The organism is Acinetobacter haemolyticus CIP 64.3 = MTCC 9819 (assembly GCF_000369065.1).
Taxonomy (GTDB): domain Bacteria; phylum Pseudomonadota; class Gammaproteobacteria; order Pseudomonadales; family Moraxellaceae; genus Acinetobacter; species Acinetobacter haemolyticus.
Window position 1 is genome coordinate 227,799 of sequence record NZ_KB849804.1, and the last position, 20,233, is coordinate 248,031.

Here is a 20,233-nt window from a genome sequence, read left to right on the forward strand (position 1 = left end):
TAAGTTGAATTAAGTTAGCTGCATCGATATATGGTTTAGGGATGTACTTTTGTGTTTGTGAAACAAAGCATTTCTTTGTAACCCGATGGTTAAATAAAGATACAACTTATTTTATTTTTAAATAATAAAATTCAATGTCTTATGTAGGTTGGCAATAAAAATATAATACTTATAACTCTTGTTACAACGCCATAGTCGACAAGCATTCGAAATTTTTACATAGTTCTATACAGATAAAATTGGGAATCGGGAGAATTACTCATGAATATGAATAAGGTCACGGTAAGGGTAAAGGATCAAGAAGAAAATGAATCAATTGTTATTGCACAATTGAATGAACTTGAGGACCATGAGGTTTCATTTTTCAAACGAGTAGAGCATATTGAAATAGAGGGTCGTGCGATCTTTCCAAATATGGATTTGCTATTTGAAGATGAGTTCGATGGGAAAATTTATAAATTAGTTGCTTTAGTGAATGATAAAAGACTAGTGTAATAATGAAATGATCTATTCTAGTCCGAATAAAAATGCCCATTGATTTGTATAAAATCAGTGGGCTTTAATTTAATTTGACTGAATTGATTCATTATCATTGTTGATTATTCTGAAGTTCATGTTTGGGAGTATTACATGGATATACTAAGTAATGGGGTTAAGTCCTTTCACAATATCTTTAAACTCGGAACCATTTAACCAAAAAGATTTCTTTAAAAATAGCGTCGTCATAATACTTTCAGCAGCTTCACTATTTTCGTTCTCACAGAATATTCCATAGCTATTACCAAGAACAGTATTGTTCTCAATGAGACGAATAAAGAAAGCATGTTGTTCGTCAGCATAACCAAGAATAGCATCGCGTTGATTGTTCATTTTTCATGTCTCCACATCAAAAATATTTGCATAAAAGCTTACTATTTAGATCAAATATATTCGTGAATTAGATCAATAACTTAATGTCTTTGATACAAGAGTTGTATATTAAGTTATTCATTTAAAACAGTAATTTAATTTGTTCAACATCCTTGTTTTGACTGAACAAGCTAAAATCTGATCTATGAAATTCATTGTTATGCAAAATTAATTTTTCGTCAACTTGAATTTGTAACTTTTTCAAGTTAAATTAATTGAAAGCATTTTTAACTTGGGTAAGGGGGAGTTATGTCCAAAAAGACTGAGTCGGAGCATGGTGGAGCCAGAGCCAATGCAGGACGAAAAGCCCAATTCAGTGAACCGACCAAAGTGATTCGTGTTCCTGAATCTCAGGTCGATTTCATCAAAAAATGGTTACTGAATAATGTCAAAACTGGCGCACGGAATGATTTGACGTCGACAATGAAAATCCAAAACGTGCAGGCAAAGAATGATCGAATTTATCATATTCCACTAGCAACTGAACGTGTTGCAGCAGGTTTTCCTTCACCTGCTCAAGATCATGTCGAGCAAGCTTTGGATTTAAATGAGTTTTTAATTCGAAATGAAAACTCAACATTTATCGTGAAAGCCAATTCACTGTCGATGTTGGATGCTGGGATTGACATTGATGATCCCTTAGTGGTGGATCGAAGTATTCCTGCCAAGTCAGGTGATATTGTAATTGCCTTGATTGATAATGACTTTACTGTAAAACGTTTAATGATTGATCATCATTTTAATCCTCCAAAAGTTTGGCTAAAAGCAGAAAATCCTGATTATCAAAATATTTATATCACTGAAGGACAGGAGTTGGTGATTTGGGGCGTCGTGACCTATAACTTGAAACCAATGAGATAAACTTATGCCATTACCACAACGTATTTTTGCTTTGGTCGATGTAAATAATGCTTATGTTAGTTGTGAGCGTGTGTTTAATCCAAAGCTAGAGAATCGTCCTGTGGTGGTTTTGTCGAATAACGATGGCTGTGTTGTTTCCCGCTCGTATGAGGCAAAACAATTGGGTATTCGAATGGCTGTACCTTTTTTCCAAATTGAAGAGATCATTCGCCAGTATCATGTTGCTGTATTTTCAAGTAACTATGCTTTGTATGCAGAAATGTCTCGGCGATTTATGAATATCTTGGCAAGCTTTGTTGATCCTTGTGAGCAGGAAGTCTATTCAATAGATGAGTGCTTTTTAGAACTTACAGCTTATCAACATCATTATGATCTAAGCAAATATGCATTTCAGATTCTGTCTACTGTAAAGAAATGGTTGGGTTTACCTTGTTGTATTGGGATTGGTTATTCAAAAACGCAAGCAAAGCTCGCAAATCATTTGGCAAAAACGCATGCCAGTTTTAACGGAGTTTGTAATCTCGTTGATGAGGATCCTTGCATCATCGAGGATTTATTAATGCACACCCCTGTAGGAGAGGTATGGGGGGTGGGACGAAAAATTCGTCAGCGTTTGGAAAAAATGAATATCTACTCTGTGATGGATTTGCTCCAAACTGATCCGAAAAGGATGGGTAAGCATTTTTCGGTGGTATTGGAAAATACGGTTAAAGAGCTTCAGGGCGTTGCATGTTTAGAAATCGAAGATGTCATTTCTGATCGTCAGCAAATTTTAAGTAGTCGTTCATTTGGACAACCGATTGAAGATAAAAATAGCCTCAGTGGTGCACTTACCGAATTTGCTTTACGTGCAGTTGAACGACTTCGGAAACAAAAATTATTGTGTAAAGCCGTGGGTATAAGTATCCGCACCAATCGATTCAATAAAGACGCGTATTATCGGCCTTTTACGGTGGTGTATTTGGTCGATTATAGTGATGACCGTTTAGTGATTATGAAAGCGGTACAACAGGGCTTAGATCGGATTTATCAGGCGGGGCATCGCTATAAAAAAGCAGAGGTGATTTTGTTAGATATTATTCCTCAACATCGTCATGCTGTTGATTTGTTCTATAACACAGAAGAAATGCTGACCCGACAAAATCTTTCGGTTGCGTTTGATGAAATTAATGAGCGATTTGGGCGAGATGTAATGACTTTTGGACGCTTGATTGGACCACAAGGGCGAGCGTGGGGAATGACCCAAAATCATAAATCACCAAGCTACCTAACAAAGTGGGAGGATGTGTTAAGGGTTGGGTAGATTGTTTTAGAGTTTATATAAATTTTAGTGGTTTAAAATATAGATATTCCCATTCTGATAATAAGGAAAATTAACAAAATCAGGAAAAATATTCTAATAAACTGACTACCATAATGTAGTGCTAAAAAAACTCCGACAAAAGAACCCAGAATATTACAGAATGCTATGATTAAACCGATCTCCCAGAGGATATGACCAGTTGGTATGAAAAATAGCAGTGCTGCACTAAATGTACCTAGGTTCACTACCTTCGCGGATGCGGAGGCACTGAGAAAATCAAAACCAAGTACTTTGACAAAAAGGAAAAGTAGAAAGCTTCCACTGCCTGGACCAAAAATGCCATCATAAAACCCAATAACCCCACCAAAAACGATGCCTAAAAAAATTTCTTTATGACCACATTTGATATCAGTGCTATACGCTCCTAAATCTTTTTTTAGAAAAGTATAAACGGCCATGATGATGAGCAAGAATAAAACGCTATATGTCATAAACTGCTTTGGGATATGAGCGATTGACATAGCGCCAATAAATGCAAATACAAAAGCTGAAAGCATTGTGGGGATTAGAAGTTTCCAAACAAACTTAACTTTGTGTACATATCGAAAGAAAGATGATGCTGTTCCAGCCCATACAGCCAATTTATTTGTGCCCAAAACGGTGGCAATACTATGTTGTGGTAGTGCATTTAGTAAGGCTGGTATTTGCACTAGACCACCACCACCGACAGCGGCATCAATTAAACCACCACAAAAGGCAAAAAGTCCCAAGATAATGAGGGTGGTTTCATCAATCATAATAGTGAACCAATAGATTGTATTTAAATCTTAAAAATTGGTGTTATAAATAGACTTTTAACTTCAACGCTTAATACATAGAAGTAGTCGTTATTGTTGAAATTACGATAATTGAATGCTGATTACAAATGACTTATATTGAGTTTTAAATTCTATAAAAATGAATAGTTAAAATGGAATTAGCCCAAATCAGAATGTTCAAAACGGTTGCGGATACTGGAAGCATTATCAGAGCATCCGAATTATTACATTGCGTCCCTTCGAATATAACCACCCGAATTAAACTGCTTGAAGAAGAATTGGGTACTCAGTTGTTTATTCGACAAGGGAGAGGATTAGTCATTAGTCCATCTGGGGTTATTTTTCTTGAATATGCAAATGAAATCTTATTTTTATGCGATGAAGCGAGTCGTGCAATCAGTATGAACGCACCGCCTTCTGGCGTATTAAAAATTGGTGCAATTGAATCATCTGCGACCAGTAGATTGCCGAAATTATTATCTCAATACCATCAAGAATATCCATTGGTTAAACTTCAGTTTAGTACAGGAACTTGGCCACAACTGATCAAGGATGTTTCAGAGTTTAAACTGGATGGAGCAATTATAGCAGTTGATCAAAAGCATCCATCTATTGAACGGCTGAAGATTTATAAGGAGGAGTTGATTGTAATTGCTTCACCATCCTTGGGTGAATTAAAGCAGCCAAAGGATTTATCTGATAAAGATATCTATATGTGGCCAGTAGGGTGTCCTTACCGCAGCGCTTTAGAACATTGGTTGAGCCTTAATAATGTCTCTGTGCAAATTACGAGTATGGCAAGTTATGCAACAATTCTAGGATGTATTAGTGCTGGTTCAGGGGTATCACTGGTTCCCAAAAGTGTTTATGAGCAATTCAAAGGAATAGGTGGGATACGAGGGTACTCATTTGAACAGATACCATCTATCCAAAGCTATTTTATTTGGAATAAGAAATCTAAGGGACATCGTGCAAAAGATGTTTTTATAGATTTACTGAAGTCAGTATGCTGATGTACCTAGAGGGGAGCTTAACTCAAATTAAAAAAAGACAGGTCGAAGCCTGTCTAGGGTGATGATATAAAGCATAGACTATAAACTTTTTGCATAGGCTTCGAGTTGATCGACCACAGTTCCCCAGCCACTAAAAAAGCCCATGTCTTCATGTTGTTGTCGAGCTGTGGGTGTGCGGTGACGTGCAATCGCTGTATATTTGGTTGAGCCATTACCAAGGTCTTCAAACAAAATAATCGCCGTCATAAATGGATTTTCACTTGGTTTCCAGTCTTCAGTATAAGCATCAGTGAACACTAATTTTTCATGCTCAATAATTTCTAAAAATACGCCGTGATTCGGAATCTGATTACCATCGACATCAAATAGCGTATTAAATTTTCCACCAACTCTTAAATCAATTTCACAAGACACAATTGCGTGAGGCTTGGGAATAAAGAAATGTTTAATATGCTCTGGCGTAGTCCAACATTCCCAGAGTAATTCACGTGGTACATTGATGGTTCGCTCTAGTTTTAGATCTGTTTGAGGGTCAAGGTTCATTTTTTCTTTTCCTTTGTAAATTGAGTGCGTAGTCTTCTAATTGATTTAAGCGTGTTTCCCACATGGTTTGTTGTTGATGTAACCAGTGTTGCACAGGATTTAATGCATTTGGGCTCAGTGCATATGTTCTGACTCTGCCATTTTTTAGGGTTGTGATAAGTCCAGCTTCTTCTAGTTTTCTTAGGTGTTTCAGAAAAGAAGGTAGTGCCATCGCATGTTCTTCTGCTAATGATGTCGTGGTCGCGTCACCATGAGACAGACGAGTCAAGATAGCTCTGCGTGTTGGATCACTTAAAGCATTAAATAAAAGATCGAGTTGCGAATCATACTTAGCCATATAGCTAAGTATTAGCTCAAAAAAAACACAAGTCAAGAAAAACTTATCCAAAAGGCTAAGTTTCCCAGTAACTCAGTTGTAGTACATGCTCATAAATAAAAAATGATGGTTTGATATTCAATGCTCAAACTCGTTAGTGAGCTCACCGAATATTTTCCCACCATTGTTTAAAGCGCTGATGATCGTTATCGAGTTCAACTAACTCACCAATCATCGGTGTCGCAAGTCGATACTTTCTCGATTTTGAATATTCTGTAATTCTAGTAATTGGTTCATACCACGGATGTTTGGCTAAACTAAACTTGGAATGATGAACAGGTATCATATTACGTGCATTCAATTCCTCAGTGGCTTGAGCAACCTCATTCGGGTGACAATGTACCGCATGCCAAGCGGCATCATATTGTCCATTTTCCATCAATGCCCAATCGAAAGGCCCATATTTTTCACCGATTTCGACAAAGTGTTTGTTATAGCCACCATCGCCAGTGTAAAAAATCTTTTTATTTGGTGATTGAATAATAAATGAAATCCATAGATTTTTGCCGCCATCGAAAGCACGTCTTGAGTCGTGATGAGTGGTCTCGGTGATGATAGTAATACCATCGTCAAACTCAATGTGATCTCCCTAATCTTTTTCAATCAGTATATCTTTGGGATAACCCCAATATTCAAAATGTTCACCAACACCGAGCCCTGTGATCACATATTTGACTTTGTTCTTTAATTGCAAAATGGTTTTATAATCCAAATGATCATAGTGATCATGTGAAATCAGTAAATAATCAATATCAGGTAATTCATCGACGGTATAGATATCAGTTCCTTGATAAGCACGAGTTCCCCAAGGCAGAGGCGAGACTTTGCCACTCATGACTGGGTCAATTAAAAAAGTTTTACCGTGGAGCTGCATAAAAACAGAAGAATGCCCGAACCAGATGATGACATCCTGTTGAGGATTGAGTGTCCGTAAGTTGGTTTTAACCGAAGGGATAATATCTTTGGGGTGACGATGCGGAATGGTTTTAATAAAGGTTCTATATAGTTCAATGAAGGTGTGGGAGCAATCTGTCATGCCTCGTTTTTCGGTGAGATTGCGAAATTGACCTTGTCTATAGTTGGGAGAGTTTTGAATACGTTGTAGTCGTTCTCCAGAGGGTAGTCTTCCAAAAAGAGGGTGTCGTGTATAGAGAAAACAGATAAAAATAAGTAGGCTTAGAGCGAGAGCAAAAACAATAAGCATAAATCGCATTACCTTTTATTTGAGCATTCGATAGTCAATATTAATAGAAAGTAAAAGCGACAAAATGATGAAACATTGATAAAAAGTCGATGAATGAAAATGTCGTGATCGTGATATAGCTTAATTTTTATTGTGATCATGCAAAGCTGAAAAAAGTAAGTCAGCGGTGACATGATTGAGCAAAACGAAGCCATTAGCGGGAGGTGGTTTATGCTAGACTATGTGTGGATAACAGTATTCATCACTGTGAATAAAATGAGTAAATAAGATGATTGGGCAGCAGAGAAACATATTAGCGGCGATGGGAATAGATGTTTGGATTCCTAGAGACGTTGTATGTCAAAAAAATACTGCACCAAGTCTGTGGCGAGATCAGATCATTGATCAACCGACTCAATACAGTGAACCTGTACAGAACAATGATGCTCGTATTACTCAAGATGCTCCAATGGCATCTGTGGAAACTCAGCCCGCGATAGTCCGAGAGAGTTCACAACAGGTTGAGCTTGACGAAAAACCAGTTGTTAAAGATTCGGTTATAGAAAAAGAGCAAATCGTCATCACTGCACCAGTCCAAGCGTTTGAGTTGCAGATGTACGTTCTAGAAAATTGTGCTCTTTTAGTGGAAAGTAGTCAGCTAAATGATGCGCAACGACAACTATGGCAAAATATTCAAAAAGCTCGACTTGGTCAGTATGCTGAATTGAAATGGCCATTTCCACTGGCCGCTTTTCAGGAAAGTCGTGGACTTTCGTCTTATATTCAAGGCTTTTTAGATGCAACAGCAAACAATAAAAAAATTCTTTGTCTTGGCCAGCTCGATTTTATTCAACATACCAATATATTGCATCTTGCAAGTTTAGAGGAAATGATTGTTCAACCTTTATTAAAAAGACGGTTATGGCAGCTTATGCAGTCGTAGGAAATGGAAAGCTCAGAATGAAGAAAGTCGTTGTATTTAGTCAAATTGATCAAGACGTTTTAGCGCGCTTACAACAAAGTTATCAGGTTGTGGTTCTCAACCCTAAACTAGGGGATATTAACGAGCAAATCCGTACTGAAGTCGTTGACGCAGATGCCATGATTGGTGTAGGACGTTTACTCAATGAAAGTAATTTAGCACCTGCACAAAAACTAAAAATCATTTCGACTGTTTCAGTTGGCTATGACAACTATGATGTTGAGTATCTAAATCAAAGAAAAATTTGGCTTGCGAATACGCCACATGTATTGACTGAAACAACAGCGGATTTAGCTTTTAGTTTGCTACTGAGTGCGGCACGTAAAATTCCGCAATTAGATAGTTGGACCAAGCAAGGACAATGGAAACGGACTGTACCGATTGATCAATTTGGTGTGGATGTTTTCGGTAAAACCCTTGGTATTATTGGGTTAGGTCATATTGGTGCAGCCATTGCACGTCGCGGTTTTTATGGTTTCAATATGAATATTTTGTATCATAACCGCCGTGAAAAAATCGAAGTTGCTCAAGCCGTTAATGCACAATATCGAGAATTAGATCAATTATTACAACAATCTGATTTTGTCGTGGTTGCGGTGGATCTAAATAGTGAATCAAAAGCACTAATCGGAGAGGCACAATTTGATCTCATGCAAAAACATGCGGTGTTTGTGAATATTGCACGTGGTTCCGTTGTCGATGAAGATGCACTTATTCAGGCATTGCAACAAAATAAAATCTTTGCAGCAGGTTTGGATGTCTATGCAAAAGAACCTTTGCAAGACTCCCCATTGTTTGAGCTTGCAAATGTAGTCACTGCACCACATATCGGTTCAGCTACTTTGGAAACACGCCAAAAGATGGTGAATCTCGCTTATCAAAACCTGATTGATGCTTTAGAAGATCGCGTACCCCGTTATTTAGTCAATCCAAAATTTGAATAATTGCTTACAACTTGATTGCTGATTAATTGTACTCAACTATCTTTTAAGCCTGCTTAATATTGATACACTTGCGCCCTTTGTGATTTGGTCTTGGGGTGCGTGTGTTCGAGAAATTAGCTGAGCAGAGTTTAGGCTTAATGGGGTGGGAAATTGACAATCATTGGGATTTGGATATTGATCAATGTGTCATGATTGCCGCACCACACACCAGTAATTGGGATGCATTATATGCGCGTTTAGCGCTTAAAGCGTTAGGAGTGAATGTTCGTCTAACGATTAAAGATAGTTATATGAAATTTCCTTTTGGCCCATTTGTACGTGCAATGGGAGGGATAGGAATTGATCGCAGTGTGAAACAACAAGATCAACAGCGACCAAGTATGGTGCAGCTCATGAGTGATTTGTTCAAAACCCATCCTAAACTTGTGATGCTTGTTACTCCAGAAGGAACTCGTGCTAAACAAGAACAATGGAAAACAGGGTTTTACCATGTGGCTGTGGCAGCAGGTGTGCCAATTGCACTGGCTTATATGGACTATGCCAAGAAAAAAACAGGGGTTGGAAAAATTGTCTATCCTTCGGGTGACTACGAAAAAGATATGACAGAGATCATGGCATTTTATGAAAATATTCACGCAAAATTTCCAGAGAAATTTAGTGTTGACCAACGTTATACATCGAGCAAATAATCTACATTTGATTGTTCGGATATAAAAGAAGACAGGAAAGCTGTCTTCTATAACACTTTGTTGCAAATTCTTCTCATTTTCGATGTTATATTAATTTTCTCGATTAGAATCATAGAGAAACCACTTGAGATCGCTGCTACTCGCATGTGGCTTAATTGCCACCACTCAAATTAGCCACACTCAGATTTTCTTGCCATCTCAAACAGCGGGACAAACAGAAGTGCCTGATATTGGCAGCGGCGTTGGTTTGCTTGATCAACAAAAAGAAAAATTTATTGGTGAAAAAGTATATCGACAAGTGCATCGACAAATGCCGACTATTCAAGATGCTTGGTTAGAAGATCAATTTCTACAGGTTTTCTCAGGGATTCTTAGTCAAACTCAACTTGGGCAACCAATTGGTCTTATCGTTATTAAAGATCCTCAAATTAACGCGTTCGCTGTGCCAGGTGGATTATTTGCCCTGAACACAGGTTTGATTACATCAGCAAAAAATTTGGATGAAATTGCGGGTGTTATGGCGCACGAAATTGCCCATGTTACTCAACGTCATTATAGTCGCTCACAAGAAGCATTTAAGGGGCAGGGACTACTTGCTCTCGCTGGGATTCTTGTTGGCGCAGCGATTGCATCACAGGCAGATGGTGATGTTGGATCTGCTGTCATGATGGGAACGCAAGCTGCATTGATCGATAAGCAGCTTAGTTATAGTCGTAATCAGGAGCGTGAGGCGGATCGTATTGGTATGCAATTTATGTATGCCGCAGGTTATAACCCTCAGAGCATGGCAGATTATTTCGAAACCATGCATCGCGCGACTAGTCGAGTGAGTTTTTTACCAGACTTCTGGTTGACCCATCCATTAACCACCGAACGTATGAGTGAAGCTCGTTTACGTGCCAATCAATTACCTCGGGTTAAACCTAAAATTTATGATCTCGATTTTGAAATACTGAAATGGTATACCACCGTTACGTCTAATCAAGCCAACGAAATTCAGTTATTAGCATTAGCAAATCAAAAAAATACTGCAGCTCAACTGGCACTGAGTAAATTTTATCTTGAACAAGGTGATTATACTCAAGCTCAGGCAAATCTTGATTTGGTCAAAAATAGATTAAAGTCACATGTATTGGTGCCTTTGATCCAAACTGATATTTATCTGGGTCAAAATAAATTAGCACAAGCACATGATGCGATTAGTTCAATCCAAAAAACTATGCCTGAAAATAGAGCTTTGTCCTATAAGTTTGCTGAAGTATTGATTCGACAGGGGCAGGTAGCACAAGCGCAAAGTTTGGTGCAGCGCTTCATCCATAAAAATCAGAGAGATATTCAAGGTTGGGCACTATTACAACGTGCTGCAAATTTAGATAAAGAGTTACCATTACAAGCTGTCAATGTCTTATGTTATCGTGCTGAGGTTGAGTATTGGTCTGGTTATGAAGAGAATGCGATTAAGTCATTGCTTCATGCGCAACGATTGGCAAAAGGTAATATGGCAATGTCTGCAAAAATTGATGCACGTTTAAAACAAATGCAAGATGACCGCCGTAGAAAAATTTAATTCTTATTAGAAAAAGTGTAATTGGGGGAGCGAATGGTTAAAGGGCAATGCCTATGTGGGGCTGTGCAATATCAATATCATGCAGAGATCGAAAATAGTATCTTGTGTTATTGTCAACACTGTCAGCAAGCACAAGGTGCATTTGCAGGTTGGAATAGCCCACTTGATCAAAGTAAGTTTGAGTTTGAGAAGGGGCGAGATCAACTCAAAGAATATTTCCATACACCAAATAAAGCACGCGTTTTTTGTCAGCAATGTGGTAGTCCAATTTATTCGTATCGTACTGACTTGCCCAATGTGATCCGATTGCGTCTAGGCACTGTGACTGAGGGGCATATTCCTGCGCCGACAGAAGAATTTTTTACCGAGCATAAGCCAAAATTTATTGAAGTAAGATAATATGGCAGGCTTGAGTGTTAAAGAAGTTAGAAATTGATGAAGAAAATTATTGTTTTTATTTGTGCAATTGGTTTTATGGGGATTTGTTCAGCGGCTTCAGTTGAACAATATGTGCGTACAGTAGAAAAAATAACGACAACTTATGCGCAAGATATGCGGAACTTTCTGCGTAGTTTAGATCCACAACTTTCACAATTTACGCCTGCACAACAAGCCAAATACTGTGCCATTGTGAATCAATATGTTCAAGACTCTTATGCAGCAATTGAAAAGAATAGATCACAATTACCGAGAGAGTATGCCAGTATGACCAAACAAAATGTGATTGAGCAAGTCACTGAGTCAAAGGAAATGCAAATGCTGAAAAAATATAATATTCAGTGTGAATTTAAATAATCGAAAGACTTTGGGTTCATTATTGCAATGAATCCAATTTTACAAAATAGGGAATATAAATGAGAGTTAAGTAGATTAGCTTAATTTTGCTTTAATTTTAGCAGATACTTGTGAAGGATCGGCACGCCCGGCTATGATCGGACGTAGAGAATTCATCACCTTACCCATATCTTTCATGCTAGTAGCTTCTTGAGCAGCAATCGTTTGCTCAATGATAGAATCAAGTTCTTCCTCAGTCATAGCTGCTGGTAGAAATTGAGAAATAACCTCAACTTCGGCTTGTTCTTTACTAGCTAAATCATCTCGACCAGCGCCAGAAAAGGCTTTGATCGATTCTTTACGTTGTTTAATTTGCTTTTCAATGACCGCAAGAACCTGAGCATCGTCAAGCTCAATGCGCTCATCGACTTCGATTTGCTTAATTGCTGCTTGTAGACCGCGAATTACCGTTACTGTTGCCATATCTTTGGCACGCATTGAATTTTTTAATACGTCAGTAATTTGGTTTTTTAAAGTCGTCATAGTCTTTTCAGCAGTCAATCACAAATTAATTAGTAAAGGCGAGTAGTACGTACAGATTCGCGAGACAATTTCTTTTGGTAACGCTTAACTGCAGCAGCTTTTTTACGCTTACGTTCTTGAGTTGGTTTCTCATAGAATTCGCGCTTACGAACGTCAGCTAAAACACCCGCTTTTTCGCATGAACGCTTGAAACGACGGATAGCTACGTCTACTGGTTCGCCTTCTTTCAACTTAACTTGTGGCATGTAAAATCCTCTAAGATTATGGATAAGATCTAACGCACAATGCACTAGATCGCAAGTGAAGGTCAGTATTTTACTCATTTACAACTCAGATCACAAGTCTATAATAGCTTCGATATTATTTTTGATCGTTGTAAAGGCAGTTTAATGATAGTTTTGGGCTTAGAAACTTCGTGTGATGAAACTGGGTTAGCACTCTATGATAGCGAACTCGGCTTGCGAGGACAGGTTCTCTATAGTCAGATTAAACTTCATGCAGAATATGGTGGTGTCGTTCCGGAATTGGCTTCACGTGATCATGTTCGTAAAATGATTCCTTTAATGAATCAATTGCTTGAACAAAGCGGTGTTCAAAAACATGAAATTGATGCAGTTGCTTATACACGTGGTCCTGGCTTAATGGGCGCCTTGATGACAGGTGCATTGTTTGGTCGAACATTGGCTTTTGCTTTAAATAAACCTGCAATTGGGGTGCATCATATGGAAGGTCATATGCTTGCACCATTACTTTCAGAAACACCACCAGAATTTCCTTTTGTGGCTTTATTGGTTTCAGGTGGTCATACACAATTGATGGCGGCTTATGGCATCGGTCAGTATGAGTTACTGGGTGAATCGATTGATGATGCCGCAGGTGAAGCTTTTGATAAAGTTGCGAAAATGATGAAGCTCCCTTATCCAGGTGGACCTAATATTGCCAAGTTGGCTTTAAATGGTGATGCTCAAGCTTTTGATTTTCCTCGCCCAATTTTACATCAAGGTTTAGATTTTTCATTTAGTGGTTTAAAAACGGCAGTTTCTGTCCAACTTAAAAAACTTGGTGAAGAAAATCGTGATGCCGATATTGCAGCTTCGTTTCAAGAAGCGGTGGTTGATACGCTAACTAAAAAATCAGTAAAAGCGTTAAAGCAAACAGGTTTAAAGCGATTGGTGATTGCTGGAGGTGTGAGTGCGAATGTTCGTCTACGTGAACAATTAGAAACTTCACTGGCAAAGATCAAAGCACAAGTCTATTATGCCGAGCCTGCACTGTGTACTGATAATGGTGCCATGATTGCTTTTGCAGGTTATCAGCGTTTAAAAGCTGGACAGCAAGATGGTTTAGCTGTAACGACGACGCCACGTTGGCCGATGACCGAGTTAAAACCAACCTAAATTAAACGCATCCTTTTGATAGGTTGTGAGACGATGAGTAAATCAGAGAGGTCTCTGGATTTACTGAACTATTCTTATATTTAAAAGTCAGATTCTTGATTGATATCCATAGCGAGTTTGTTGTTAACGCTATCGTATTAAAGTATTGGATATATTATTTATTTTGATGAGTGAAAACTCATCGCGGAGTATAGACGTTGAAAATTTCTTATATTTTTACTTGTGGCCGATTAGAATCTTTATTTAAGATTCTATGCCTTACTCAAAAAGGTGAGGAGGCGGTTGCATCAAAAGAAAAAGTAATTGAACAATATAGAAAAGATATCGCTTTAGGGCGTCCATTTGAAGAAACTGAACTTTATCAATTGATTGAACAAAGTGAAGAGAAAATTGTCATTAATCGTTTAAGTAATATTCTTCGAGAAAAACCAGCTCAGCAGAAAAAAGACTTTGATGCGGATGAATATAAGACGGGTGCATGGTCTGAGTTTAACGATTATAAGTTAGCCGTTCGATTTTCTAATGCAAAAACTGAGCTAAGTGAAAAACACTTTGAAAAGACGGGTGAATACATGACCAGTCGTGGTATTGCGAAATTAACGGGTTTCAATCCAGCGAATATCAAAAATATGTTGCAGCATAAAAGAAGTGTAGTAAGAAAAATGCTGACAACTTTAGAGAAGTTAGCAAAAGAGTATTGATATTAACGTTCTATAGTAGAGCGAAAACGATGCAGAGGAAATTTATTTTCTGCATCGAAAGTCAAATAGTCTCATCCAATGTTTGATTTATATTTTGATGAATAAGAAAAAATCAGCTGATTCTGGTCAGCCTATTTAGCTGTATTTATACAAAAAATTCCTATTGAGGAGGTCTATTTAATATTAAATAAAATGATTAACACACATTTTAATGCTTTTAAGAGCTAAGTTTGAGCATCCATGATGAATACATTTTTCTGCTGAGAATCCTTCATGACTAAGAACAGCTAGAAATTGTTTTACCGCTTTAACCTCACTTTCTGATAAAAGATGGTTTTTAGTATTTAATTTAATACCTAAGATCGGGTAAGGCTGTTCCGTCGGCGAACACTCAAAATACCACCATTGCAGACATTCTGAACATTGGTAGGATGTTGTAGAATAATTAAAATCTGGTATTGTTTCATTAGTAGGAGGTTCTTCTCTGAAGTATTCTGGAAAGTTATAAACTGCCTTAAAATTAAAACTAAAAAGATTAGTGAAATCATCTGGGCATGCAAAAAAAGATTTTACCATTAGGCATTCACACATATTAAAAACTCGCATAGGTTAGTTAATTATTTTTAGACAACACAGCCAAACACAAAAAAATCAAAATCATACCTATCCAACCAATCAGTGCTAATCGCTCACCGACCAGCAATACTGCAAACAATGCTGCAACAAGTGGCTCAAATAAAGTAAGCGTGGTTGCGGTGCTGGCAAAAATTGTTTTTAAAGCATAACCAAATAACAAATAACCGAGAAACATTGGAATAAGCATCATATAACCGACAACATAGAGGTTAATCGGTTCATCAAATAGATTAGACCCAGTAAAAAACAATGTAGGCAACAAAATTAAAGCGCCAAACCCAAAGATTAAGCCCATGGAGGCTTTAGAGTCGACACCACGATCAATCATTTTCTTGGCAGCCCATGAATATAAAGAATAGGTAAGTGCTGCAATCAGTCCAAGAATAATCCCAATCGTTTTCTGATCTGTGGAGATATTTTGTGTTGACCCATGAGAATGTGATTCACCAATGGACAAAAGAAACACACCAATAACGCCAAAAATGAAGCTGATAAACCATTGCTTTGAAAGTGATTTTTTATCAAAGAACTTTTCCAGGAGTGCTGTAAATAAAGGTGCTGAACCAATTGAAATGACTGTGCCAATAGTAATCCCTGCCATACGCATCGACGAATAGAAAGCCAATGGATAAATAGCAACAGAAACTACACCAACTAACAGTAAGGGCAAGTAGCTACGAATCTGGGGTAAATGACCGAGAATATTTTTATGGGCGAGTAAGGCTTGTAACAGGCCACCACCACCCATTGCAATCGCCCCAATTGCCAAAGGACTTAGATTAGGTGCATAAGATGCAGCCGTGCCTGTTGTTCCCCATAGAATTGAAGCAACTAGAACTGCGATAAATCCATAATGTGAACTTAAGTTGAATGTGGAGCTTTTCAATTTGAAATCTCTTGTTCTAATAAGGTCTGAGCCATTTGTCTAGCAGCAAAAACTTTTGTACTTGAACTTTCCAAACCGGCGAGGACGATAGAGCCTTCTAAAAGAAAAGAAAGTAAAAGAGAAAGCTGTTTGACTTTTTCATCATCGGCAATAAATTGGCTTAGATGCTGTGCCACGATACTTTCAACTTCATCTTTATGTTTTTTCACAGCTAAACGTTCTGGACTGTGAGCAGGAAATTCTGCTGCGGCATTGAGTAGTCCACAACCACGAAAACCATTTTCGTAAGCAAATTCAGCATGATCTTGATAGGCATCAAAAACAGCGAGAATGCCTTCGATCGGTGATTGGATTGTTGCTTTTCTTTTTTCGTATAAATCTAACCATTCCTGATGACGAGCTTCGATATAGTAAGTCACCAGTTCGGATTTGGTTTTGAAATTGTTATACAGCGACATCTTGGCGACGCTAGCTTTTTCAATAATGCTATTGATCCCTGTATTGTTAATCCCATCGTTATAAAACAATACAGAGGCTGTTTCTAAGATTTTTTGTTTTGCAGATTTTGTGCTCATAAAATATCTATTAGGTATACCGATCTACCTAATATTAAGTTGATCATACATTTGAAGCAAGCATATATTGCTTTTTACTTCTGATTTGAAAATCAACTTATTGAAAATGAAGCGATAAAAATTATTGATGGGCTGTGTTATTCATTGGGTTTTTTGCTATGGATAAAAGCTAAGCCGTAGATGGGCCATTTCTTATCTGTTTTAATGTTATTGACAAGCCAAGCTACAAGGACAAGAGCGATTGACCCTAATAACACTGGAAAAAATAGAAAACTCCATTCGTACTGGATGCTATTTGCGGTGAGTAAGATGACCAACGGATTAGCGCCAGCTGGTGGATGAACACAACGTAAAATTTGCATGGCAGCAATCGCACAACCAACGGATAATGCAATACTTATCGCTGAAACACCAAAGATTTTTAAAAAGATTAAGCCAATAAATGCTGAGACAAAATGCCCCAAAATTACGTTACGAGGTTGGGCTAGAGGGGATTGTGATACCGCATATAAGATCACACAGCTTGCTCCGAAAGGTGCCATGATAAATAAGTTATCAGTTAATTTGCTGAGCAAAATTAAGATCAAAATACTTAATGTTCCACCAATGAGGCTTCTTAAAATATCAATAGAATGAGGTAAAGGAGCGAGATGTTCTTTACCATGAAATAGTGATCGCATGTTGATCTCACAGGGTGATTGCTTTCCATCAATAATAGAACTAAAATTAAAAATAGTACAGATCTGTACTATTTTTAATTGAGTAAATTTTTATGTCAAAATCAGCGAATAAAATTTTGAATACCGCAGAACGATTATTTTATGAAAATAGTTTTGTTGGTGTCGGTGTTGACTTAATTCGAGATGAATCAGGTTGTTCAAAAACAACGATGTACACTTATTTTAAGAATAAAAATCATTTGGTGAAATCTGTGTTGCAAGCAAGAGACGAAAAGTTCCGACAGAGCTTGCTCAATTATGTGGCTGATACCAAAGGTAGAGAAGCACTGAATAAGTTAATTGAATGGCATTTGCTATGGTTTCAAGAGGATAATTTTAAAGGATGTTTATTTGTTCGGGCAGTGGCTGAGTCGCATTCAGGTGATCACGACATTATTGTAGTTTCTCAGCAACATAAACGATGGATCAGAGATTTGATTGCACAATATCTTGATGGCTCGATCCATGCTGAAATATGCATTGAAACGATCTATACCTTGATTGAGGGTTTAATTAGTCGTTTTTTGGTGGAAGGATATGATGTAAAAGTTGCTGAAGATATCAAACATGCAATCGATCAAATTATGGATGCATTTTCTCATGAAAGCCGATGAATCACCATTAAACCTTTAAGTTTTATCAATCAAAGGTTTAATGATGTTTTATATTAAAGCTAAAAGAGTTTATTCACTAAACAGCTTTTGATCTTCTACATCGATATATTCGATATAGCCACGTCCTTGAACGGGTTGACTCAAATATTCACCTGTGAAAGTGTAGGCACTAGCATAGCCAATGCCATGCCCATAACGAAATGGACTATCAATTTCAGCATAGATTTCTAAGATTTTTTGATCTGCAGTGTCTTTTACCATCCATGAGAATAACTGGGGTAAACGCATTTTCTTACCACTAGGTGAAACATAGTCATCGACTTGATGAGAGATGACCCTAAATTCAACATGGGTATAGATTTCTGCTGGTCGATCAGTGTGTCTAACATGTAGAGAATAAGCAGCAGGCTTTCCTAAAATATCCGCTTTGGTTAACAACAATTGTGTTGTCTCATTTAGGTTGATAATTTGATAGGTAAAGAAATCAAGCGGTAGCTTATACGCCTCAGGCAATAGTTTTTTAATAATACCATGTGCGCCAGCTGCACGTGCATATTCATAGGTACATAAACCTTCTGCTACAGTCGTTTCACCTCGATATTCAAGTTGACCCTTGAATTTAGCCAACAGGCTAAAATGATCATAAATAGGAGTCTTGATAAACCATGAGACTTGATCAGTGACATCTAAATCAAATTCAAAATGTAGACCATGATAATCACCTTGAAGATGAATATGAGGTAAAGTCCCTGTAATCGAAACTTCTTCACCCAATTCAATCTGAGTGCCATTTTCTAGAATCTTGGTTTCATCTGAAATGATATAGGCTTTTAAGAGATGCTGATCTAATGCCGCTGTACTTGAAAAAAACGTTGCCGTGTTTCTTGGGTCACCTAAAGTCATGTCATCATGGTCAAAAGCCAGTGCACCGGGTGTTCCCAACAAAATCATAATATTCAAATAACGGTGTGGTTCAGGTAGTAGTGGAAAGAAGATGCCATAATGTGTCCACGTATAAAACTTCTCATTGGTTCTTGGAATAATAATTTTAGGTTCAGAAAATGGAAGCGTTGAGTATTTTTTAGCTTGATCCAAAGTACCTTGTGCGAGCAACAAGCTTTTGCCCAAGATTTTACTGGTCAGGGAAGTGGGTGGCAGTTGTTTTTTCATCTTTATTCCTATACTCATCTTATGCTGAGACTTAGGTTAAGAAAAACAACTGCGATTGCTAAGCGGAAATAAGGACAGCGCTACAGCTTTTCAGGACATTTATTGATTGGTTTTGTTGGACAATTTTTCTAAGTTTTGCGAGCCGATCCAATGCTTTGAGAACTGATAGGCTGCACGCCCAGAGCGTTGACCACGTGCCTGACACCATTTCAAACTTTCGCCACGAACCAGATCGTTATATTCCAAACCTGCTTTAGTAATGTAATGCTCAACAATTTCTAAGTACAGTTGCTGATCCATTGGATAGAATGACAGCCACATGCCGAAACGGTCAGAAAGCGAGATTTTTTCTTCGATGGCTTCTTGTGGATGCAACTCTGTATATTGGGGTACATCAACTTTACGCACCGGGGTATTTTCATGCATAAATTCGGGCAATAAGTGACGACGGTTACTGGTGGCATAAATAATAAAATTGCTTGATCCTGACTGTAGTGAGCCATCTAAAACACTTTTTAAGCTACGATAATTTTCATCTTCTGCATTAAATGCCAAATCATCACAATAGACGATAAATTTCTCAGGACGATGTTCAATCAGTTTTTGGATCTTAGGCAGATCAGATAAATCATCACGTTCGATTTCAATTAAGCGCAAACCTTGTGCTGAGTATTCTGTCAGTAAGGCACGAACAATTGAGGACTTACCTGTACCACGCGAACCTGTCAGTAAAATATCATTTGCAGGAAAACCATTTAAAAACTGTAGCGTATTTTGAATGATTTTATCTTTTTGGCGCTCAATTCCTTTGAGATCTTCTAAATACATTTTTTTAGGTTGTTGTACTGCAACCAATTGTTGATTTTCCCATCGAAAGGCAATTGCAGAAAAATCGGTGGGTTGTTTTGGTGCAGGGAGAACTTGTTGAAGCTGTGTTAAAACACTCGATAATGATTGGAGAATAGAATCAGGTAAATTGAGGATCGCCATAATGAATACAAACCAAACTCAGTAATCAATGATTAAGGAT

At 37.7% G+C, this 20,233-nt stretch carries 25 protein-coding genes and 1 pseudogene; 13 read left to right on the top strand and 13 right to left on the bottom strand.

Features of this window, described 5'->3' with window-relative positions; genetic code table 11:
* Positions 1 to 267: 267 nt before the first annotated feature.
* Positions 268 to 495 (top strand): hypothetical protein, encoded by a 228-nt coding sequence (locus tag F927_RS11100; RefSeq protein ID WP_026056278.1) that lies wholly within the window; start codon positions 268 to 270, stop codon positions 493 to 495.
* Between the two features lie 144 nt (positions 496 to 639).
* Here the strand turns inward: F927_RS11100 and F927_RS11105 are convergent, their stop codons facing one another.
* Positions 640 to 870, bottom strand: a complete 231-nt coding sequence (locus F927_RS11105) for a hypothetical protein (RefSeq protein ID WP_004639899.1) — start codon at positions 868 to 870, stop codon at positions 640 to 642.
* A 288-nt stretch (positions 871 to 1,158) separates the two neighbouring features.
* Here F927_RS11105 and F927_RS11110 point away from each other — a divergent pair, with 288 nt between their 5' ends.
* Together F927_RS11110 and F927_RS11115 are read left to right on the top strand one after the other, a co-directional pair.
* Complete coding sequence (locus tag F927_RS11110) at positions 1,159 to 1,770, top strand: LexA family protein (RefSeq protein WP_004639896.1); 612 nt, start codon at positions 1,159 to 1,161, stop codon at positions 1,768 to 1,770.
* A gap of 4 nt (positions 1,771 to 1,774) precedes the next feature.
* Positions 1,775 to 3,073 (top strand): Y-family DNA polymerase, encoded by a 1,299-nt coding sequence (locus tag F927_RS11115; RefSeq protein WP_005084682.1) that lies wholly within the window; start codon positions 1,775 to 1,777, stop codon positions 3,071 to 3,073.
* Between the two features lie 32 nt (positions 3,074 to 3,105).
* Here the strand turns inward: F927_RS11115 and F927_RS11120 are convergent, their stop codons facing one another.
* Positions 3,106 to 3,870 (bottom strand): sulfite exporter TauE/SafE family protein, encoded by a 765-nt coding sequence (locus F927_RS11120; RefSeq protein WP_005084684.1) that lies wholly within the window; start codon positions 3,868 to 3,870, stop codon positions 3,106 to 3,108.
* Positions 3,871 to 4,043: 173 nt separating this feature from the next.
* On the opposite strand from F927_RS11120, the gene F927_RS11125 reads away from it, so the two are divergent.
* Positions 4,044 to 4,904 (top strand): LysR family transcriptional regulator, encoded by an 861-nt coding sequence (locus F927_RS11125; protein WP_005084686.1) that lies wholly within the window; start codon positions 4,044 to 4,046, stop codon positions 4,902 to 4,904.
* Positions 4,905 to 4,982: 78 nt separating this feature from the next.
* Here F927_RS11125 and F927_RS11130 read toward each other — a convergent pair whose 3' ends face one another.
* The 3 genes and pseudogenes from F927_RS11130 to F927_RS11140 form a co-directional block, all read right to left on the bottom strand.
* Entirely contained in the window at positions 4,983 to 5,447 is a 465-nt protein-coding gene (locus tag F927_RS11130) for an SRPBCC family protein (RefSeq protein ID WP_005084688.1), read from the bottom strand.
* Positions 5,437 to 5,784 carry an ArsR/SmtB family transcription factor gene (locus F927_RS11135; protein ID WP_017394480.1) on the bottom strand — a complete coding sequence of 116 codons (348 nt, stop codon included), beginning with the start codon at positions 5,782 to 5,784 and terminating at the stop codon, positions 5,437 to 5,439. Before F927_RS11135 ends, F927_RS11130 begins: the two co-directional genes overlap by 11 nt.
* A 142-nt stretch (positions 5,785 to 5,926) precedes the next feature.
* Positions 5,927 to 7,027: pseudogene (locus F927_RS11140) on the bottom strand (MBL fold metallo-hydrolase).
* A gap of 268 nt (positions 7,028 to 7,295) precedes the next feature.
* On the opposite strand from F927_RS11140, the gene F927_RS11145 reads away from it, so the two are divergent.
* The 6 genes from F927_RS11145 to F927_RS11170 all read left to right on the top strand — a co-directional run bounded on the left by F927_RS11145 (position 7,296) and on the right by F927_RS11170 (position 11,983).
* Entirely contained in the window at positions 7,296 to 7,949 is a 654-nt protein-coding gene (locus F927_RS11145) for a hypothetical protein (protein WP_005084694.1), read from the top strand.
* 17 nt (positions 7,950 to 7,966) lie between these two features.
* On the top strand, positions 7,967 to 8,932 hold the full coding sequence (locus F927_RS11150; protein ID WP_017394478.1) for a 2-hydroxyacid dehydrogenase: 966 nt from the start codon (positions 7,967 to 7,969) through the stop codon (positions 8,930 to 8,932).
* A gap of 101 nt (positions 8,933 to 9,033) precedes the next feature.
* Positions 9,034 to 9,621 carry a 1-acyl-sn-glycerol-3-phosphate acyltransferase gene (locus F927_RS11155; protein WP_008942019.1) on the top strand — a complete coding sequence of 196 codons (588 nt, stop codon included), beginning with the start codon at positions 9,034 to 9,036 and terminating at the stop codon, positions 9,619 to 9,621.
* A 124-nt stretch (positions 9,622 to 9,745) separates the two neighbouring features.
* Entirely contained in the window at positions 9,746 to 11,188 is a 1,443-nt protein-coding gene (locus tag F927_RS11160; protein WP_005084702.1) for a M48 family metalloprotease, read from the top strand.
* A 33-nt stretch (positions 11,189 to 11,221) separates the two neighbouring features.
* The gene (locus F927_RS11165) at positions 11,222 to 11,587 is read left to right on the top strand and encodes a GFA family protein (protein ID WP_004639873.1); all 366 of its coding nucleotides are present in this window, start codon (positions 11,222 to 11,224) and stop codon (positions 11,585 to 11,587) included.
* 36 nt (positions 11,588 to 11,623) lie between these two features.
* Complete coding sequence (locus tag F927_RS11170; protein WP_005084704.1) at positions 11,624 to 11,983, top strand: hypothetical protein; 360 nt, start codon at positions 11,624 to 11,626, stop codon at positions 11,981 to 11,983.
* Between the two features lie 75 nt (positions 11,984 to 12,058).
* Here the strand turns inward: F927_RS11170 and F927_RS11175 are convergent, their stop codons facing one another.
* Both F927_RS11175 and rpsU read right to left on the bottom strand, forming a co-directional pair.
* Positions 12,059 to 12,505, bottom strand: a complete 447-nt coding sequence (locus F927_RS11175; RefSeq protein ID WP_004639869.1) for a GatB/YqeY domain-containing protein — start codon at positions 12,503 to 12,505, stop codon at positions 12,059 to 12,061.
* A 29-nt stretch (positions 12,506 to 12,534) separates the two neighbouring features.
* Positions 12,535 to 12,750, bottom strand: coding sequence for a 30S ribosomal protein S21 (gene rpsU, locus F927_RS11180; RefSeq protein ID WP_005084707.1), 216 nt, complete (start codon positions 12,748 to 12,750; stop codon positions 12,535 to 12,537).
* Positions 12,751 to 12,894: 144 nt separating this feature from the next.
* On the opposite strand from rpsU, the gene tsaD reads away from it, so the two are divergent.
* The gene (gene tsaD, locus F927_RS11185; protein ID WP_005084709.1) at positions 12,895 to 13,902 is read left to right on the top strand and encodes a tRNA (adenosine(37)-N6)-threonylcarbamoyltransferase complex transferase subunit TsaD; all 1,008 of its coding nucleotides are present in this window, start codon (positions 12,895 to 12,897) and stop codon (positions 13,900 to 13,902) included.
* A gap of 197 nt (positions 13,903 to 14,099) precedes the next feature.
* On the top strand, positions 14,100 to 14,603 hold the full coding sequence (locus tag F927_RS11190; protein WP_004639863.1) for a hypothetical protein: 504 nt from the start codon (positions 14,100 to 14,102) through the stop codon (positions 14,601 to 14,603).
* A gap of 183 nt (positions 14,604 to 14,786) precedes the next feature.
* On the opposite strand, the gene F927_RS11195 is transcribed toward F927_RS11190, so the two are convergent.
* The 4 genes from F927_RS11195 to F927_RS11210 form a co-directional block, all read right to left on the bottom strand.
* The gene (locus F927_RS11195; RefSeq protein WP_005084712.1) at positions 14,787 to 15,194 is read right to left on the bottom strand and encodes a hypothetical protein; all 408 of its coding nucleotides are present in this window, start codon (positions 15,192 to 15,194) and stop codon (positions 14,787 to 14,789) included.
* 22 nt (positions 15,195 to 15,216) lie between these two features.
* The gene (locus tag F927_RS11200; protein ID WP_005084714.1) at positions 15,217 to 16,125 is read right to left on the bottom strand and encodes a DMT family transporter; all 909 of its coding nucleotides are present in this window, start codon (positions 16,123 to 16,125) and stop codon (positions 15,217 to 15,219) included.
* The gene (locus tag F927_RS11205; protein ID WP_004639859.1) at positions 16,122 to 16,700 is read right to left on the bottom strand and encodes a TetR/AcrR family transcriptional regulator; all 579 of its coding nucleotides are present in this window, start codon (positions 16,698 to 16,700) and stop codon (positions 16,122 to 16,124) included. Before F927_RS11205 ends, F927_RS11200 begins: the two co-directional genes overlap by 4 nt.
* A gap of 137 nt (positions 16,701 to 16,837) precedes the next feature.
* Entirely contained in the window at positions 16,838 to 17,380 is a 543-nt protein-coding gene (locus F927_RS11210) for an HPP family protein (protein WP_004639857.1), read from the bottom strand.
* Positions 17,381 to 17,472: 92 nt separating this feature from the next.
* Here F927_RS11210 and F927_RS11215 point away from each other — a divergent pair, with 92 nt between their 5' ends.
* Entirely contained in the window at positions 17,473 to 18,033 is a 561-nt protein-coding gene (locus F927_RS11215; RefSeq protein WP_004639856.1) for a TetR/AcrR family transcriptional regulator, read from the top strand.
* 69 nt (positions 18,034 to 18,102) lie between these two features.
* Here the strand turns inward: F927_RS11215 and F927_RS11220 are convergent, their stop codons facing one another.
* Both F927_RS11220 and F927_RS11225 read right to left on the bottom strand, forming a co-directional pair.
* Positions 18,103 to 19,203, bottom strand: a complete 1,101-nt coding sequence (locus F927_RS11220) for a DUF6670 family protein (RefSeq protein ID WP_005084717.1) — start codon at positions 19,201 to 19,203, stop codon at positions 18,103 to 18,105.
* Between the two features lie 99 nt (positions 19,204 to 19,302).
* Positions 19,303 to 20,193, bottom strand: coding sequence for an ATP-binding protein (locus F927_RS11225; RefSeq protein WP_005084721.1), 891 nt, complete (start codon positions 20,191 to 20,193; stop codon positions 19,303 to 19,305).
* Positions 20,194 to 20,233 lie beyond the last annotated feature (40 nt).

Bases quoted from the DNA above. Each gene is read 5' to 3' on its own strand.
- F927_RS11225 (WP_005084721.1), bottom strand. From the start codon at position 20,193: ATGGCGATCCTCAATTTACCTGATTCTATTCTCCAATCATTATCGAGT.
- F927_RS11210 (WP_004639857.1), bottom strand. From the start codon at position 17,380: ATGCGATCACTATTTCATGGTAAAGAACATCTCGCTCCTTTACCTCAT.
- F927_RS11215 (WP_004639856.1), top strand. From the start codon at position 17,473: ATGTCAAAATCAGCGAATAAAATTTTGAATACCGCAGAACGATTATTT.
- F927_RS11205 (WP_004639859.1), bottom strand. From the start codon at position 16,700: ATGAGCACAAAATCTGCAAAACAAAAAATCTTAGAAACAGCCTCTGTA.
- F927_RS11130 (WP_005084688.1), bottom strand. From the start codon at position 5,447: ATGAACCTTGACCCTCAAACAGATCTAAAACTAGAGCGAACCATCAAT.
- F927_RS11220 (WP_005084717.1), bottom strand. From the start codon at position 19,203: ATGAAAAAACAACTGCCACCCACTTCCCTGACCAGTAAAATCTTGGGC.
- F927_RS11135 (WP_017394480.1), bottom strand. From the start codon at position 5,784: ATGGCTAAGTATGATTCGCAACTCGATCTTTTATTTAATGCTTTAAGT.
- F927_RS11170 (WP_005084704.1), top strand. From the start codon at position 11,624: ATGAAGAAAATTATTGTTTTTATTTGTGCAATTGGTTTTATGGGGATT.
- F927_RS11100 (WP_026056278.1), top strand. From the start codon at position 268: ATGAATAAGGTCACGGTAAGGGTAAAGGATCAAGAAGAAAATGAATCA.
- F927_RS11125 (WP_005084686.1), top strand. From the start codon at position 4,044: ATGGAATTAGCCCAAATCAGAATGTTCAAAACGGTTGCGGATACTGGA.
- F927_RS11165 (WP_004639873.1), top strand. From the start codon at position 11,222: ATGGTTAAAGGGCAATGCCTATGTGGGGCTGTGCAATATCAATATCAT.
- F927_RS11150 (WP_017394478.1), top strand. From the start codon at position 7,967: ATGAAGAAAGTCGTTGTATTTAGTCAAATTGATCAAGACGTTTTAGCG.
- F927_RS11120 (WP_005084684.1), bottom strand. From the start codon at position 3,870: ATGATTGATGAAACCACCCTCATTATCTTGGGACTTTTTGCCTTTTGT.
- F927_RS11115 (WP_005084682.1), top strand. From the start codon at position 1,775: ATGCCATTACCACAACGTATTTTTGCTTTGGTCGATGTAAATAATGCT.
- tsaD (WP_005084709.1), top strand. From the start codon at position 12,895: ATGATAGTTTTGGGCTTAGAAACTTCGTGTGATGAAACTGGGTTAGCA.
- F927_RS11175 (WP_004639869.1), bottom strand. From the start codon at position 12,505: ATGACGACTTTAAAAAACCAAATTACTGACGTATTAAAAAATTCAATG.
- F927_RS11110 (WP_004639896.1), top strand. From the start codon at position 1,159: ATGTCCAAAAAGACTGAGTCGGAGCATGGTGGAGCCAGAGCCAATGCA.
- F927_RS11105 (WP_004639899.1), bottom strand. From the start codon at position 870: ATGAACAATCAACGCGATGCTATTCTTGGTTATGCTGACGAACAACAT.
- rpsU (WP_005084707.1), bottom strand. From the start codon at position 12,750: ATGCCACAAGTTAAGTTGAAAGAAGGCGAACCAGTAGACGTAGCTATC.
- F927_RS11145 (WP_005084694.1), top strand. From the start codon at position 7,296: ATGATTGGGCAGCAGAGAAACATATTAGCGGCGATGGGAATAGATGTT.
- F927_RS11195 (WP_005084712.1), bottom strand. From the start codon at position 15,194: ATGTGTGAATGCCTAATGGTAAAATCTTTTTTTGCATGCCCAGATGAT.